Source organism: Vibrio vulnificus NBRC 15645 = ATCC 27562, from assembly GCF_002224265.1.
Taxonomy (GTDB): Bacteria; Pseudomonadota; Gammaproteobacteria; order Enterobacterales; family Vibrionaceae; genus Vibrio; species Vibrio vulnificus.
Genome location: NZ_CP012881.1, coordinates 377,923 through 391,568, shown reverse-complemented (window position 1 = coordinate 391,568; position 13,646 = coordinate 377,923). Strand labels below are relative to the sequence as shown.

General features: G+C 46.2%; 16 protein-coding genes, 1 pseudogene and 1 riboswitch. Of the genes and pseudogenes, 11 read left to right on the top strand and 6 right to left on the bottom strand.

Going from position 1 to position 13,646, the window contains the following annotated elements:
- Positions 1 to 8: 8 nt before the first annotated feature.
- A complete protein-coding gene (locus AOT11_RS01715; RefSeq protein ID WP_017428874.1) occupies positions 9 to 899 on the bottom strand; it encodes a YvcK family protein in 891 nt (296 codons plus the stop codon).
- Positions 900 to 1,074: 175 nt separating this feature from the next.
- A riboswitch (molybdenum cofactor riboswitch) is annotated at positions 1,075 to 1,225 on the top strand.
- On the opposite strand from AOT11_RS01715, the gene moaA reads away from it, so the two are divergent.
- From moaA to AOT11_RS01660, 11 genes and pseudogenes are all read left to right on the top strand, one after another.
- Positions 1,214 to 2,203 carry a GTP 3',8-cyclase MoaA gene (gene moaA / locus AOT11_RS01710; protein WP_017428875.1) on the top strand — a complete coding sequence of 330 codons (990 nt, stop codon included), beginning with the start codon at positions 1,214 to 1,216 and terminating at the stop codon, positions 2,201 to 2,203. It overlaps the preceding riboswitch by 12 nt.
- 78 nt (positions 2,204 to 2,281) lie before the next feature.
- Positions 2,282 to 2,777: pseudogene (moaB, locus tag AOT11_RS01705) on the top strand (molybdenum cofactor biosynthesis protein B).
- 10 nt (positions 2,778 to 2,787) lie between these two features.
- A complete protein-coding gene (gene moaC / locus AOT11_RS01700; protein WP_017428877.1) occupies positions 2,788 to 3,267 on the top strand; it encodes a cyclic pyranopterin monophosphate synthase MoaC in 480 nt (159 codons plus the stop codon).
- A complete protein-coding gene (gene moaD / locus AOT11_RS01695; RefSeq protein WP_011080886.1) occupies positions 3,264 to 3,509 on the top strand; it encodes a molybdopterin synthase sulfur carrier subunit in 246 nt (81 codons plus the stop codon). Before moaC ends, moaD begins: the two co-directional genes overlap by 4 nt.
- A 1-nt stretch (position 3,510) precedes the next feature.
- Positions 3,511 to 3,966, top strand: coding sequence for a molybdopterin synthase catalytic subunit MoaE (moaE, locus tag AOT11_RS01690; protein ID WP_011080885.1), 456 nt, complete (start codon positions 3,511 to 3,513; stop codon positions 3,964 to 3,966).
- Between the two features lie 556 nt (positions 3,967 to 4,522).
- The gene (locus AOT11_RS01685; protein WP_011080884.1) at positions 4,523 to 6,154 is read left to right on the top strand and encodes an ABC transporter substrate-binding protein; all 1,632 of its coding nucleotides are present in this window, start codon (positions 4,523 to 4,525) and stop codon (positions 6,152 to 6,154) included.
- A gap of 102 nt (positions 6,155 to 6,256) precedes the next feature.
- The gene (oppB, locus tag AOT11_RS01680) at positions 6,257 to 7,177 is read left to right on the top strand and encodes an oligopeptide ABC transporter permease OppB (RefSeq protein ID WP_017428878.1); all 921 of its coding nucleotides are present in this window, start codon (positions 6,257 to 6,259) and stop codon (positions 7,175 to 7,177) included.
- A 17-nt stretch (positions 7,178 to 7,194) separates the two neighbouring features.
- Positions 7,195 to 8,097 carry an oligopeptide ABC transporter permease OppC gene (gene oppC / locus AOT11_RS01675; RefSeq protein ID WP_013572108.1) on the top strand — a complete coding sequence of 301 codons (903 nt, stop codon included), beginning with the start codon at positions 7,195 to 7,197 and terminating at the stop codon, positions 8,095 to 8,097.
- A 28-nt stretch (positions 8,098 to 8,125) separates the two neighbouring features.
- Entirely contained in the window at positions 8,126 to 9,097 is a 972-nt protein-coding gene (gene oppD, locus AOT11_RS01670; RefSeq protein ID WP_172840592.1) for an ABC transporter ATP-binding protein, read from the top strand.
- Positions 9,094 to 10,089, top strand: a complete 996-nt coding sequence (oppF, locus tag AOT11_RS01665; protein WP_011080880.1) for a murein tripeptide/oligopeptide ABC transporter ATP binding protein OppF — start codon at positions 9,094 to 9,096, stop codon at positions 10,087 to 10,089. Before oppD ends, oppF begins: the two co-directional genes overlap by 4 nt.
- A 185-nt stretch (positions 10,090 to 10,274) precedes the next feature.
- Positions 10,275 to 11,225: a glutathione S-transferase family protein gene (locus AOT11_RS01660; RefSeq protein WP_026050799.1), complete on the top strand. Its 951-nt coding sequence runs from the start codon at positions 10,275 to 10,277 to the stop codon at positions 11,223 to 11,225.
- Between the two features lie 97 nt (positions 11,226 to 11,322).
- Here the strand turns inward: AOT11_RS01660 and AOT11_RS01655 are convergent, their stop codons facing one another.
- From AOT11_RS01655 to AOT11_RS23565, 5 genes are all read right to left on the bottom strand, one after another.
- Entirely contained in the window at positions 11,323 to 11,715 is a 393-nt protein-coding gene (locus AOT11_RS01655; protein WP_011080878.1) for a GspS/AspS pilotin family protein, read from the bottom strand.
- On the bottom strand, positions 11,715 to 12,011 hold the full coding sequence (locus AOT11_RS01650) for a YciI family protein (protein WP_017428879.1): 297 nt from the start codon (positions 12,009 to 12,011) through the stop codon (positions 11,715 to 11,717). The genes AOT11_RS01655 and AOT11_RS01650 overlap by 1 nt, the downstream gene beginning before the upstream one ends.
- Before the next feature lie 101 nt (positions 12,012 to 12,112).
- Positions 12,113 to 12,511, bottom strand: coding sequence for an acyl-CoA thioester hydrolase YciA (gene yciA / locus AOT11_RS01645; protein WP_011080876.1), 399 nt, complete (start codon positions 12,509 to 12,511; stop codon positions 12,113 to 12,115).
- Positions 12,512 to 12,591: 80 nt separating this feature from the next.
- Positions 12,592 to 13,155: a septation protein A gene (locus AOT11_RS01640; RefSeq protein WP_011080875.1), complete on the bottom strand. Its 564-nt coding sequence runs from the start codon at positions 13,153 to 13,155 to the stop codon at positions 12,592 to 12,594.
- Between the two features lie 131 nt (positions 13,156 to 13,286).
- On the bottom strand, positions 13,287 to 13,529 hold the full coding sequence (locus AOT11_RS23565) for a hypothetical protein (protein ID WP_026050800.1): 243 nt from the start codon (positions 13,527 to 13,529) through the stop codon (positions 13,287 to 13,289).
- Positions 13,530 to 13,646: the final 117 nt, after the last annotated feature.

The following is a 13,646-nucleotide window of genomic DNA, read 5'->3' as shown; positions in this document are numbered from 1 at the left end:
TTTAATCGCTATTCGGTGAGTTGCTGCTCTATAGCGAGGCGTAATTTTTTACGGTCATGACGCCAATCACGATTCGCGGAAGCAAGAGATTGGGTCACAAAGTGCCATCGATCTTTCAACTCAGGATGCTCGGTATCCCCCAAGACTACGTCAATCTTTCGCCCTTGGCATGCACGCTCACACCATTCGAGTTTATCTTTAAAGCTCATTCGACCAGCAGGGCCGAATTCTGGACTTAAATTCGCAACAAAAATCAACTTGGCTTTTTTGTTGTGTGCTATAGCCTTGCCAAGTTCCGGTAATAATAGTGGTGGCATGATACTGGTCAGAAAACTACCTGGGCCAAGGATGATGGCGTCGGCCTCTTCAAGGGCGGTAACAGCTTCTTTGGTGGCTGGTACTTCTGGGGAGAGATCTAAGCGGCGCAAATCCGTGTCCATTTCATCCACATTTGTCTCACCAGTGACCCAGCGTCCATCGGTTGATAGCGCGGTCAGATCGGAAGGATGCTCAGACATCGGTAAAATATTCACTTGCACTTTCAGCATGTCGCGAACCAGATTAATGGCATCGAGAGGGCGGACCGATAAGTTGTCGAGCGCCGTCAACATTAGGTTACCGAGGTTGTGACCATCAAGCTCTCCACTGCCTTTGAAGCGATATTCGAACATCATCGAGCTGATGGAAGGTTCTGTGATCAACTGATTGATGCAGTTGCGTGTGTCTCCCCACGCAATGCCCCCTTGGCAATGGCGAATTCGTCCTGTTGAGCCGCCATTATCTGTGGTCGCGACAATACCCGTTGCATTGCCACTAAACTCTTTGAGAGCCGCAAGCATTCTTCCCAAGCCATGACCGCCGCCAACAGCGACGACCTTTTTGGAAGCGTATATGTTCATTCTGTTCTTCTTATTTTTTCATAACCAACTACAATTTAGAGTATCCCGTTAATAACAGGTACTCACAAGGTGGTAAATTGTGGGTTTAGTGAGATTTTTCTAGATTAGAGCTAGATTCCACTACAAATATTAAGTATTTTAACGGGCAAAGCTACCATTTGACCAATAGGGTCAAGGGTTGCCATAACTCCGAGCTTAACTTGCTAAGTTATTCGACATCAAGTGTTGAATAATACGCGGCTTAAGCCAGTGGCAAAAGGTCACAAGGGCGTATTTGGAAATGACTACGCCTCCCGTGTTTGGAAAGGTGTTCCGTGGCGCAACAATTCGAAGATAGATTCCACCGCAAATTCTATTACTTGCGTCTGTCCGTGACGGACGTGTGTAATTTCAAATGTACTTACTGTTTACCTGATGGCTACCAACCTTCGGGGCAGAAAAACTCGTCTTTTTTAAACCTCGCTGAAATCCGCCGAGTCGTTAAGGCTTTTGCTGACTGTGGCACAAGTAAAGTGCGCATTACGGGCGGAGAGCCAAGTCTGCGCAAAGATTTTACTGACATTATCCATACGGTCGCTTCAACTCAAGGCATTAAACGAGTTGCCACTACCACCAATGGCTATCGAATGGAAAAGCACATTGGAGAATGGAAAGAAGCCGGTTTAAACCAAGTTAATGTCAGCGTGGATAGCCTTGACCCACGTATGTTCCATCAAATCACCGGCGAGAATAAATTTCACCAAGTGATGTCGGGTATTGATCGTGCGTTCGAAGTGGGTTTTGAACAAGTGAAAGTCAACGTTGTGTTGATGAAAGATCTCAACCACAACGAGTTACCTGCTTTTCTGCACTGGATTAAGCATCGTCCCATCCAATTGCGCTTCATCGAACTGATGCAAACGGGTGAGATGGATACATTATTCCAACAACATCATGTCTCTGGTGTGGCGATTCGCAATCATCTGATCGCAAATGGCTGGTTACTGAAAGTGAAGGCGGCTAATGATGGCCCTGCGCAAGTGTTCGTTCACCCTGACTATCAAGGTGAGATTGGTTTGATCATGCCTTACGAAAAAGACTTTTGTGCGAGCTGTAACCGCTTACGAGTTTCTGCGAAAGGCAAACTGCACTTATGCCTATTTGGTGACCGAGGTGTTGAGCTTAGAGATTTGCTCCAACAGGACTCTCAGGAGTCAGCACTTATTGAACGAATTCAAGCGGAACTGCAAACCAAATCTGTCAGCCATTTCTTAAACGATGGCAACACCGGCATGACGCCACATTTGGCTTCAATAGGCGGATGATCCGCAAAATTAAATTATTCAGCTGGCAATCCCGAATTGCTGGCAACGCAACCAATTTAACTGAGAGAAGGTGAACACATGGGTCACGCAGAAAGTAAATTCCAACCAGCCAACATCGCGGTTCTCACTGTTTCTGATACACGTACAGAAGAAAATGATACTTCTGGTGCGTACCTCGTTGAAAATGCAAAAGAAGCAGGCCACAACGTGGTCGACAAACAAATTGTCATCGATGACATGTACAAGATTCGCGCGATCGTCTCTCAATGGATCGCAGATGAAAACGTGCAAGCGATTATGATCACTGGTGGTACCGGATTCACTTCTCGCGACAGTACTCCTGAAGCACTAAAACCGCTTTTCGACAAAGAGGTTGAAGGTTTCGGTGAGTTATTCCGTCAGGTTTCTTATGAAGAAATTGGCACTTCGACGATTCAATCTCGTGCGATTGCCGGTTTTGCAAATCATACTGTGATTTTTGCTATGCCAGGTTCAACGGGGGCTTGTCGTACAGGTTGGACTAATGGATGCGAGCCATCGTCCTTGCAACTTTATGCCTCACCTGAGCGTATAAAGGAGGGTCCATGAGCCAGTTTACTCACATCAACGCCTCTGGCGAAGCAAACATGGTGGATGTGTCTGCCAAAGCTGAGACGGTACGCGAAGCACGTGCGGAAGCGTTTGTGCATATGGCACCAGAGACGTTACAGCTTATTGTTTCTGGTCAGCATCACAAAGGAGATGTTTTCGCGACGGCCCGCATTGCGGGTATTCAAGCCGCCAAGAAAACATGGGACTTAATCCCGCTATGTCACCCTTTATTATTGTCAAAAGTCGAAGTACAGCTAGAAGCGATCGAAGCGGAAAATAAAGTTCGTATTGAATCGGTTTGTAAACTAGCGGGTAAAACCGGCGTTGAGATGGAAGCGCTGACCGCCGCGTCTGTCGCGGCACTGACAATTTACGATATGTGTAAAGCGGTGCAGAAAGACATGGTGATTGGCTCTGTGCGTTTGCTAGAGAAAACGGGTGGCAAGTCTGGACACTTTAAGGTGGAAGCATGATTAAGGTTTTATTCTTTGCTCAAACCCGTGAGCTGGTGGGTGTGGATTCAGTCGACGTTGAGGCAAACTTCGACACCGTTGAATCGCTTCGAGCGCATTTAGCTGAGCAAGAAGGTAAGTGGTCGCTTGCTTTAGAGGCGGGAAAATTACTTGCTGCAGTCAATCAGTCGATCGTTCCACTGGAAACAACACTGCAAGATGGTGACGAAGTGGCCTTTTTCCCTCCCGTGACAGGGGGGTAGCGTGGATAATCGTATCTCAGTTCAAGTCGAAGATTTCGACATCGCAGCAGAATATGCGTGGTTGTCACAAGGGAGCGCGGCGGGCGCTGTGGTGACTTTTGTTGGCAAGGTGAGAGACATGAACTTGGGCGACAATGTCACGGGCCTAAGTTTGGAGCATTACCCAGGGATGACGGAAAAAGCGCTGGGTGAGATTTGTGATCAAGCCGAGCAGAGATGGCCGCTGCTGAATGTCCGTGTTATTCATCGAGTTGGCGACCTCAATATCGGTGATCAAATCGTGTATGTTGGGGTGTCTAGTGCACATCGCGGTGCGGCGTTTGAGGCTTGTGAGTTCATTATGGATTATCTCAAGACCAAAGCGCCTTTCTGGAAAAAAGAACGCACAACCGAAACGACTCGATGGGTTGAGTCTAGAGAGTCTGATGCTCAAGCGGCTGAGCGCTGGCAATCATAGCCGTTTCCGCTATATGCTAAATTTGTGATTCAAAGCGATGGTTCTGTCCATCGCTTTTGTTATTTTGCTGTGACAGAGCAGTTTGTTGTGACAGAACAAACGCTCTAACAATTTTTCCTACTTCAATTTCCGTTCGGTGAGTCTCTTCACACTCTTCAATTTTCTGACAATACAAATCCCACAATTCGTTAGACGTCATGTGTCGTAAATGTTAATTTTTGGCTAATTATCTAGCACAAGATGCTGGTATGTGGTTATTTTTTAGATTTATTGGCACTTATAGCTATCGCTGATTGGTCTGGTAAATGGAAATAACCATGAGAAATTAATATACTGGCATAAGGTGCTATTTTCGTGGCGTTCAGTCAGGATTATTGAGTTTTTTGCTACATTTTTATGGCAAATTACTTCAATGATTGCTAATGTGTGCCGCAATCTTTGCAATACTTTTAGTTGTTTTGTTTTCTAAAACGCAGCTAAAAAGTTCTAAAACACTGCCGTTCTGGTGTTTTGGCAAAGAAGTCATGGATGCAAATATAAAACTTGGAGTTTATGCATGTATAAGAACAAAATCACCCAAGCACTTCTTCTTGGTGCTGGTCTAACACTCGCAACTACCTCTCTTTCTGCTCTTGCCGCAGACGTACCAGCTGGAACTAAATTAGCAGCAAAACAAGAACTCGTTCGTGGTAACGGTACTGAAGTTGCTACTATCGACCCGCACAAATCTCAAGGTGTGCCAGAGTCACATGTGATTCGTGACCTATTGGAAGGTCTAGTAAACCAAGATGCAGACGGCAACACCATTCCTGGTGTCGCAACGAGCTGGGAAACGACGGACAACAAGACATTTACTTTCCACCTACGTAAAGATGCAAAATGGTCTAACGGCGACCCTGTTACCGCGCAAGATTTCGTATACAGCTGGCAACGTGCTGTCGATCCAGCAACAGCATCGCCATACTCTTGGTACATGGAATACACCAAGATGAAAAACGCGAAAGACATTGTTGCAGGTAAGAAAGACAAATCTGAGTTGGGTGTAAAAGCGGCTGACGATTACACGCTCGTTATCGAGCTTGAAACGGCGGTTCCTTACTTTGTGATGATGACTGGTCACACCACCATGAAACCAGTACACAAAGCAACGGTAGAGAAGTTTGGTGATCAGTGGACTAAGCCAGAAAACTTCGTCGGTAACGGTGCATTTGTTGTAGACAAATGGGTTGTTAACGAACGTTTAGAAATGGTTCGTAACACCAAGTACTGGGATGACTCTAAGACAGTGATCAACAAAGTCACTTTCCTACCAATCGAAAACGCGGTTGCAGAAATGAACCGTTTCCTTTCGGGTGAAATTGACTTTACATCAACGCTACCAACTGAACACTTCAAGCGTCTGAAAAAAGAGCACCCAGAATCGGTTTCTGTTGAAGGCAGCCTATGTACTTACTACTACTCTTTCAACACGAAGAAAAAACCGTTTGATGACGTGCGTGTACGTAAAGCAATCTCTTACGCGATTGACCGTGACATCGTAGCAAACGCGATCTTAGGTCAGGGCCAGAAGCCTGCCTATTTCCTAACGCCAGAGATCACTGCAAACTTCAACCCAGAACTTCCTGAGTACGGCAAAATGTCTCAGAAAGAGCGTAACGCAGAAGCGGCTCGCCTACTTGAAGAAGCGGGTTACGGCAAAGGCAATCCACTGAAGTTTACTTTGCTTTACAACACCAACGAAAACCACAAGAAGATCGCCGTTGCGCTCGGTTCTATGTGGAAGAAAACACTTGGTCTAGATGTTAATCTTGAAAACCAAGAGTGGAAAACTTACCTATCTACTAAAGATCAAGGTGATTTCGAAGTGGCACGCGCTGGTTGGTGTGGTGACTACAACGAAGCATCTTCGTTCCTAACTCTGATGGTGAGCGCGAATACAACGGGTGGTCAGCACTGGGGTAATGCAGAGTATGACGCTCTGATCGACAAAGCGCTGAAGTCAACATCTGAAGCAGAGCGTACTGCGCTGTACTTGGATGCTGAAAATCTGATGGCAAAAGATATGCCTATCGCACCAATCTACCAATATGTACGTTCGCGTCTACTAAATCCACGTGTTGGTGGTTTCCCATCAAACAACGCGGAAGAGAAGATCTACTCAAAAGATCTCTACATCATCGCGAAGTAATCACCTAAGCTGATAACTATAAAAATAGAGACACTGCATGTGGCATAGCCGCGTGCAGCGTCTAATTTCATTTAAACTGTCACAGACTGAAAGAGTGAGTTTATGCTTAAATTCATCATTAAAAGGATCTTTGAGGCGATTCCAACCATGTTGGTTTTGATCACCGTATCTTTCTTTCTTATGCGTTTCGCACCAGGTAACCCATTTTCAAGTGAGAAGCCACTTCCGCCTGAAGTTATGGCCAATATCGAAGCCAAATATGGCCTAGATAAGCCGGTGCTCGAACAATACACCACTTACTTATTTAACGTTATCCAGGGCGATTTTGGCCCGTCGTTTAAATACCTTGACTATTCCGTAAACGAATTGATTTCCGTTGCGTTGCCGGTATCGGCGAAAGTTGGTTTCATTGCGTTTATCTTTACCGTTATTCTCGGGGTCACGGTCGGCACCATTGCCGCACTCAAACACAATACTTGGGTGGATTACACCATTATGTCTACGGCCATGATTGGTGTGGTTATGCCATCGTTTGTGTTAGCCCCCGCGCTGATCTACCTCTTTGCGCTGCATTGGGATTTGTTCCCTGCAGGCGGTTGGCATGATGGCGGTCTGAAATACCTTGTCCTACCGGTTATCGGTATGTCGCTGCTTTATGTCGCGACCTTCGCTCGTATCACTCGTGGTTCGATGATCGAAACGCTCAACAGTAACTTTATTCGTACTGCTCGAGCGAAAGGGTTGAGCTACCCTTACATCATTGTAAAGCACGCACTCAAGCCAGCTATGTTACCTGTGGTTTCTTACATGGGGCCTGCGTTTGTCGGCATTATTACCGGCTCTGTTGTTATCGAAACCATCTTTGGTTTACCAGGTATTGGTAAGCTATTTGTTAACGCCGCATTTAACCGTGACTATTCACTGGTTATGGGCGTAACGATTCTGATCGGTTTCTTGTTTATTCTGTTCAACGCCATTGTAGATATTCTGTTGGCGATGATTGATCCGAAAATTCGCTACTAACAGGGACGTATATGGTTATGTTGACGAAAAAAGAGAATCTGGAAGCGCTTGAGAAGTTTTCAGAAAACCTAGAAATTGAAGGCCGCAGCTTATGGCAAGATGCCCGCATTCGCTTTATGCGCAACAAAGCTGCGATGGTGAGTTTGTTTATCCTTATGGTGATGACACTTGCTGTCATTTTCCTACCAATGCTAGCACCTTTCACGTTTGATGATACTGACTGGTATGCCATGCACGTTGGACCAAATGCTGAGCATTGGTTTGGTACGGATAGTTTAGGCCGAGATTTGTACGTCCGTACCTTGATTGGTGGTCGTATCTCGCTAATGGTGGGTGTACTTGGTGCATTGGTCGCGGTTACGATTGGTACGCTCTACGGCGCGGCCTCAGGTTTTATTGGTGGCCGTACTGACCGTATTATGATGCGTATTCTTGAAATCCTTTACGCAGTGCCTTTCATGTTCCTTGTTATCGTACTGGTGACATTCTTCGGCCGTAACATTGTGCTTATCTTCGTGGCTATCGGTGCGATTGCTTGGTTGGATATGGCGCGTATTGTACGTGGTCAAACACTGAGCTTACGTAGCAAAGAGTTTATCGAAGCCGCCCACGTTTGTGGTGTGAGCAAGTGGAAGATCATCACTCGCCACATTGTGCCAAACGTACTTGGCATTGTTGCGGTTTACTCAACACTATTGATTCCGAGCATGATTCTGACTGAATCTTTCCTTTCATTCCTTGGTCTTGGGGTTCAAGAGCCAATGACAAGTTGGGGCGCACTTCTACAAGAAGGTTCTCAAACAATGGAAGTGGCTATTTGGCAGTTGGCTTTCCCAGCCCTGTTCATGGTTGTCACTCTATTCTGTTTCAACTACGTCGGTGATGGCTTGCGCGATGCGCTGGATCCAAAAGACAGATAATTAGAACGATAAGATTAAGGAAGCAATGATGAGCTTATTAGATGTCAAAGATCTGCGCGTCGAATTTACCACGCAAGATGGTATCGTGACCGCAGTAAACGATTTAAATTTCTCACTCAATCAGGGTGAAACACTCGGTATCGTAGGTGAGTCAGGTTCAGGCAAATCGCAAACCGTATTTGCGATCATGGGTCTGCTGGCCAAAAACGGTATTATCTCAGGCAGCGCAAAGTTCGAAGGTAAAGAAATTCTGAACTTGCCAGAGAAAGAACTGAATAAAGTTCGTGCTGAACAGATTGCGATGATCTTCCAAGATCCGATGACCTCTCTGAACCCCTACATGAAGGTGAGCGATCAGCTCATGGAAGTGTTGATGCTGCACAAAGGCATGGGCAAAGCAGAGGCGTTTGAAGAGTCTGTGCGCATGTTAGAAGCGGTTAAGATTCCAGAAGCTCGCAAGCGTATTACCATGTATCCACACGAATTTTCGGGTGGTATGCGTCAGCGCGTGATGATTGCGATGGCGCTATTGTTCCGTCCTAAATTGTTGATTGCCGACGAGCCGACGACCGCACTTGACGTAACGGTTCAAGCACAGATTATGGATCTGCTCAACGAGCTGAAACAAGAGTTCAACACTGCCATCATCATGATCACTCATGACCTTGGTGTCGTGGCTGGCTCTTGTGACAAAGTGCTGGTTATGTACGCCGGTCGTACCATGGAATATGGCACTGTTGACGAAATTTTCTACAACCCAAGCCACCCATATGCGGAAGGTCTGCTTAAGGCGATCCCACGTTTGGATACCGAAGGTGAGATTCTGCCAACCATTCCTGGTAACCCACCAAACCTACTGCGCCTACCACCTGGCTGCCCTTACCAAGAGCGTTGCCATCGCGTAATAGATCGTTGTAAACGTGAAGCGCCAATCTTGACCCCATTTGCCGATGGTCGTCAGCGTGCGTGTTTTTCTGAATGGGAGGCTTGGACAAAATGAGTGCACAAGAGAAAAAAATCCTACTGGATGTAAAAGACCTTAAAGTTCACTTTAGCATTGCATCCAAGTCGGCATGGCCATGGAGCAAACCGTCGAGTCTTAAAGCGGTTGACGGTGTGAATATTCGTCTTTATGAAGGTGAAACCCTTGGCGTAGTGGGCGAGTCCGGTTGTGGTAAGTCTACTTTCGCGCGTGCCATCATTGGTCTGGTGAATGCGACTGAAGGTGAAGTGGTATGGCTAGGTCAAGACCTCACTAAGATGAAAGAAGTGCAACGTCGCGAAACACGCAAAGACATGCAGATGATTTTCCAAGATCCGCTTGCCTCGCTTAACCCGCGTATGACCATCGGTGACATCATCGCTGAGCCACTAGAAACCTTCTACCCTGAACTTGGTAAGCAGGAAGTGAAGTCTCGCGTGAAAGAGATGATGGCCAAAGTGGGTCTGCTACCCAACGTGATTAACCGCTACCCACACGAGTTTTCTGGTGGTCAGTGTCAGCGTATTGGTATTGCACGTGCGCTGATCCTCAATCCGAAAATGATCATCTGTGATGAACCGGTTTCAGCACTTGACGTATCTATTCAAGCTCAGGTAGTTAACCTTTTGAAAGAACTGCAAAAAGAGCTAGGCCTTTCTTTGGTGTTCATTGCGCATGACCTTTCGGTGGTAAAACACATTTCTGATCGTGTTTTGGTGATGTACTTGGGTAATGCGGTTGAACTCGGCACCTCTGAAGCCTTGTTTGCGGACCCTAAACACCCGTACACACGCGCATTGATGTCGGCTGTGCCCATTCCAGATCCAAAGTTGGAGCGCGCGAAAACCATTCAAATGCTTGAAGGCGACCTGCCTTCACCGATGAATCCGCCGTCTGGTTGTGTGTTCCGCACTCGTTGCCCACAGGCAACAGAGGCGTGTGCGCAAACCAAACCAACGATTCAAGGTAATGACACACACGCAGTGTCTTGTTTACATGTAGAGATGTAACGTAATTCAGCCTGTGACGGGCTTAAGCGCGGTTTCTTTATGAGCCGCGGTTTTTTATCTCTATTATTTGAGTTCAATCTTGCCTTGTCGGTGATACGTTCAAATTTTTCGAATATCACTTGCAAATATTAGCGCTTAATAAATCACGTCCTTTTCCTATACTGAGAAAAAAGTGAGGAGGGTTCATGGGCAAATTAATTGAAGGGGTATGGCACGACGTTTGGTACGATACAAAGCAGACCAAAGGAAAGTTCGTGCGTGAAGATGCAGGATTTCGTGACTGGATTGAAAATAAACCACAAGCCCCCTTTCAGCCGGAATCGGGTCGCTATCACCTTTATGTTTCGTTAGCTTGCCCTTGGGCACACCGAACGCTGATTTTTCGCAAATTAAAAGGACTGGAAGAGCATATTGATGTCACCGTGGTTTGCCCTGATATGCTCAGTGATGGATGGAAGATGGGGTTGCCAGAGCCCTTGTTTGGTCATACCAAATTGCATCAAATCTATACCCAAGCAAAACCTGATTATACTGGGCGAGTGACGGTTCCCGTTCTTTGGGATAAGAAAACTAATACAATCGTGAGCAACGAATCATCGGAAATCATTCGCATGTTTAACTCGGAGTTTAATCAACTGACGGGGAATCAAGATGATTACTATCCAGATTCATTACGTGAGGTGATCGAAGAGTGGAACGCCTTCATTTACCCCAATATCAACAACGGCGTTTATCGTTGTGGGTTTGCCACGACGCAAGAGGCTTATGAAGAAGCGTATTACGCTCTTTTTTCTGCACTCGATCGTGTGGATCATCATCTTGCGACGCATCGTTACTTAGCGGGCAGTCAAATGACGGAAGCCGATTGGCGCCTGTTCACCACACTGATCCGCTTTGATGCGGTGTACGTTGGTCATTTTAAGTGTAATCAAAAGCGTATTGCGGATTACCCCCATCTTAATGGCTACATGAAAGAGCTGTATCAGATCGAAGGGATTGCTGAAACGACAGATTTCTACCACATTAAACGCCATTACTATTTTAGTCACATTGGGATTAATCCAACGCAAGTCGTGCCATTAGGCCCCAATTTGGATTTGGACAGTGACCACGGTCGTGAGGGCATTGGACGTTAGGGAGTTTGCGATCAGATGTCGTGAAGTGAACTTAAATAAAACGGAGGTCATGACCTCCGTTTTTGCTGTTATTGAGCGTTGCTTTCGAAGCAAGCCGCTATTGTGGCTGACAACTCGCCGCCGTCACCATCTCATCGATGATCAGTTGCCCACGAGAGTTGCGAATTTTGATGCGGTACATCAGCCCCATATCGAGTTGGTTTCGCACGGTTGCGTCTTCACAGTATTTACTTACGCTGGTGGAAAGCAGCTCTTGTGTCGGTTTTGCACCAGTCGCGTCGGTGTTGTAGATCATCATGATCTCAACAATGTTTTTCGATGATGAAATACGCATGACTTTAAGTGGACCGTATTCAATCGGTAATCCCGCCGAGAGTACACCAGCGCGGTTAGACGCCATGAGCTCTAATTGGCGCTCTTTCTCACCATTTGAAGAACAGCCCGCTAATGCCAACAACACTAACGATGCAGAGAGTACTTTTTTAAACATTAGAACACTTTCTTGAAAGGTTTAACGATCACATTGGCATAAACACCCGCTGCGATATAAGGATCGGCATCCGCCCAGGCTTGAGCTTCTTGCAAAGAAGGAAACTCCGCAATGACGGTTGAACCTGTGAAACCCGCGTCACCAGGGTTGTCAGAGTCGATGGCTGGCATCGGGCCTGCAGTTAATAGACGTCCTTCGTCTTGCAATGCTTGCAATCTCTCTAGGTGTTGTGGGCGCACACTAAGGCGTTTTTCCAACGAATTCTCAACGTCCTGAGAAAAAATGACATACCACATTCTCTTTTCCTTTCTAATGGTGATACTAACTTGGCCTAATCTATCTCAATTACAGGGAGTTAGAACAGCTAAATTCGAGAAACTGTGAAACTCTACGGAATTTATGCCGTAACGATAGGCCGTGGTTTGCCGTCTGCATCAATGGCGACATAGTTAAACGTGGCATCGCAAACCATAAAGCGATCTTCGATCCCGTGATCGCGTACGGGCTTCACCCAAACCTCGAGATTAATCGACATTGAAGTGCGACCAATTTTGGTGCATTCACCGTACACACAAACGACATCACCCACACTGACTGGCTTTTTAAAGGTAATGCCGGATACGGATACAGTGACGATTCGTCCGTGCGAGATCTCTTTCGCCAAAATACCACCGGCGAGATCGAGCTGAGACATGATCCAACCACCAAATACATCCCCATTGGCATTGGTATCGGCTGGCATGGCGAGGGTTCTTAACAGTAACTGACCCTTTGGAGAGTGAAATTCCTGACTCATTTTGACATCCACAACAAACAAAACAGCGACCAAAGGGTCGCTGCGAAAAATAAGAACAGGATTATAGCAAAAAATGCAGTTTATTCATCCGTTGGCACGTCCGATGACTGGCCATTTTGTTCTTTAGGGAGATGTTTATAAATATAGCCGCCAGTGAGGACGGTAAAAACCAACGTCGCCGCTAATAAACCAAAGACTTTAAAATTCACCCAAACATCTAAAGGAAGCTGGTAGGCCACATAGATATTCAGCCCTGCACAAAAGGTGAAAAAGCCAACCCATGCCCAGTTAATGTTTGCCCATACTGACTCAGGCAAGGTGATCTCTTTGCCCAACATGCCTTTGATGGCCGATTTGCCCATAACATGGCTGACCGTCAAACCAATGGCAAACACGGCGTAGACGATGGTCACTTTCCACTTAATAAAGTTGTCGTCATGCAGGAAAATGGTCATGCCACCAAAAATGGCCACCATTAAGAAGGTAATTAACTGCATCTTCTCAACTTTCTTGTACAAGGCGTAGGTGACAACGATCTGAATGGCTGTTGCTGCAATCAAAGCGCCTGTTGCAACATAGATATCATACATCTTGTAGAGGGCGAAAAAGATAATTAGAGGAATAAAATCAAGTATTTGCTTCATGTGGCAAAAATGTTCCTGTCGATTGAATTGCCCACAGTCTAAACAAAACTGGCTCAATGTGAAGCCTTGAAAGTAAATGATGGGTTATTGGAGGCTTAGGAAGCCCGGCGGCTTCCCAAGATTCGCCGCGCTTAAGCAGCCCCCTGAAATTGGGCGATGACACGTTTCATGTCTTCCAAATAGCCTTCGGTGCGAAGATTCTCAACGGTCACCTCAAGTTCGTCGTCGGTCATTGAAAAGCACGTCGTTTTGCCGGTGGTTATGCCAAGGTAGTGGTGATACTCATCTTCGGTAAAATGGCCAATGCGGTCTAACAGTAGTGCCTTCATGCCATGATGGATAAGGCCATAATAGGTGCGTCGATGTAACGTCATAATGCTGTCCTCATTCTGCGTCGAAGCACAAACTGCGTGATGAATTTGACGCTTCTGATGGTTATGAGCAAGAAGCAATATGAGTGCCACTTTCAGTTTGCCGCCTTTGGCGCTTTC

What these genes read in the sequence shown, in the direction of transcription:
- oppF (WP_011080880.1), top strand. Translation starts at nt 9,094, where the DNA reads ATGAGTGCACAAGAGAAAAAAATCCTACTGGATGTAAAAGACCTTAAA.
- AOT11_RS01640 (WP_011080875.1), bottom strand. Translation starts at nt 13,155, where the DNA reads ATGAAGCAAATACTTGATTTTATTCCTCTAATTATCTTTTTCGCCCTC.
- moaD (WP_011080886.1), top strand. Translation starts at nt 3,264, where the DNA reads ATGATTAAGGTTTTATTCTTTGCTCAAACCCGTGAGCTGGTGGGTGTG.
- AOT11_RS01655 (WP_011080878.1), bottom strand. Translation starts at nt 11,715, where the DNA reads ATGTTTAAAAAAGTACTCTCTGCATCGTTAGTGTTGTTGGCATTAGCG.
- yciA (WP_011080876.1), bottom strand. Translation starts at nt 12,511, where the DNA reads ATGAGTCAGGAATTTCACTCTCCAAAGGGTCAGTTACTGTTAAGAACC.
- AOT11_RS23565 (WP_026050800.1), bottom strand. Translation starts at nt 13,529, where the DNA reads ATGACGTTACATCGACGCACCTATTATGGCCTTATCCATCATGGCATG.
- AOT11_RS01685 (WP_011080884.1), top strand. Translation starts at nt 4,523, where the DNA reads ATGTATAAGAACAAAATCACCCAAGCACTTCTTCTTGGTGCTGGTCTA.
- oppC (WP_013572108.1), top strand. Translation starts at nt 7,195, where the DNA reads ATGTTGACGAAAAAAGAGAATCTGGAAGCGCTTGAGAAGTTTTCAGAA.
- AOT11_RS01660 (WP_026050799.1), top strand. Translation starts at nt 10,275, where the DNA reads ATGGGCAAATTAATTGAAGGGGTATGGCACGACGTTTGGTACGATACA.
- oppD (WP_172840592.1), top strand. Translation starts at nt 8,126, where the DNA reads ATGAGCTTATTAGATGTCAAAGATCTGCGCGTCGAATTTACCACGCAA.
- AOT11_RS01715 (WP_017428874.1), bottom strand. Translation starts at nt 899, where the DNA reads ATGAACATATACGCTTCCAAAAAGGTCGTCGCTGTTGGCGGCGGTCAT.
- AOT11_RS01650 (WP_017428879.1), bottom strand. Translation starts at nt 12,011, where the DNA reads ATGTGGTATGTCATTTTTTCTCAGGACGTTGAGAATTCGTTGGAAAAA.
- moaC (WP_017428877.1), top strand. Translation starts at nt 2,788, where the DNA reads ATGAGCCAGTTTACTCACATCAACGCCTCTGGCGAAGCAAACATGGTG.
- oppB (WP_017428878.1), top strand. Translation starts at nt 6,257, where the DNA reads ATGCTTAAATTCATCATTAAAAGGATCTTTGAGGCGATTCCAACCATG.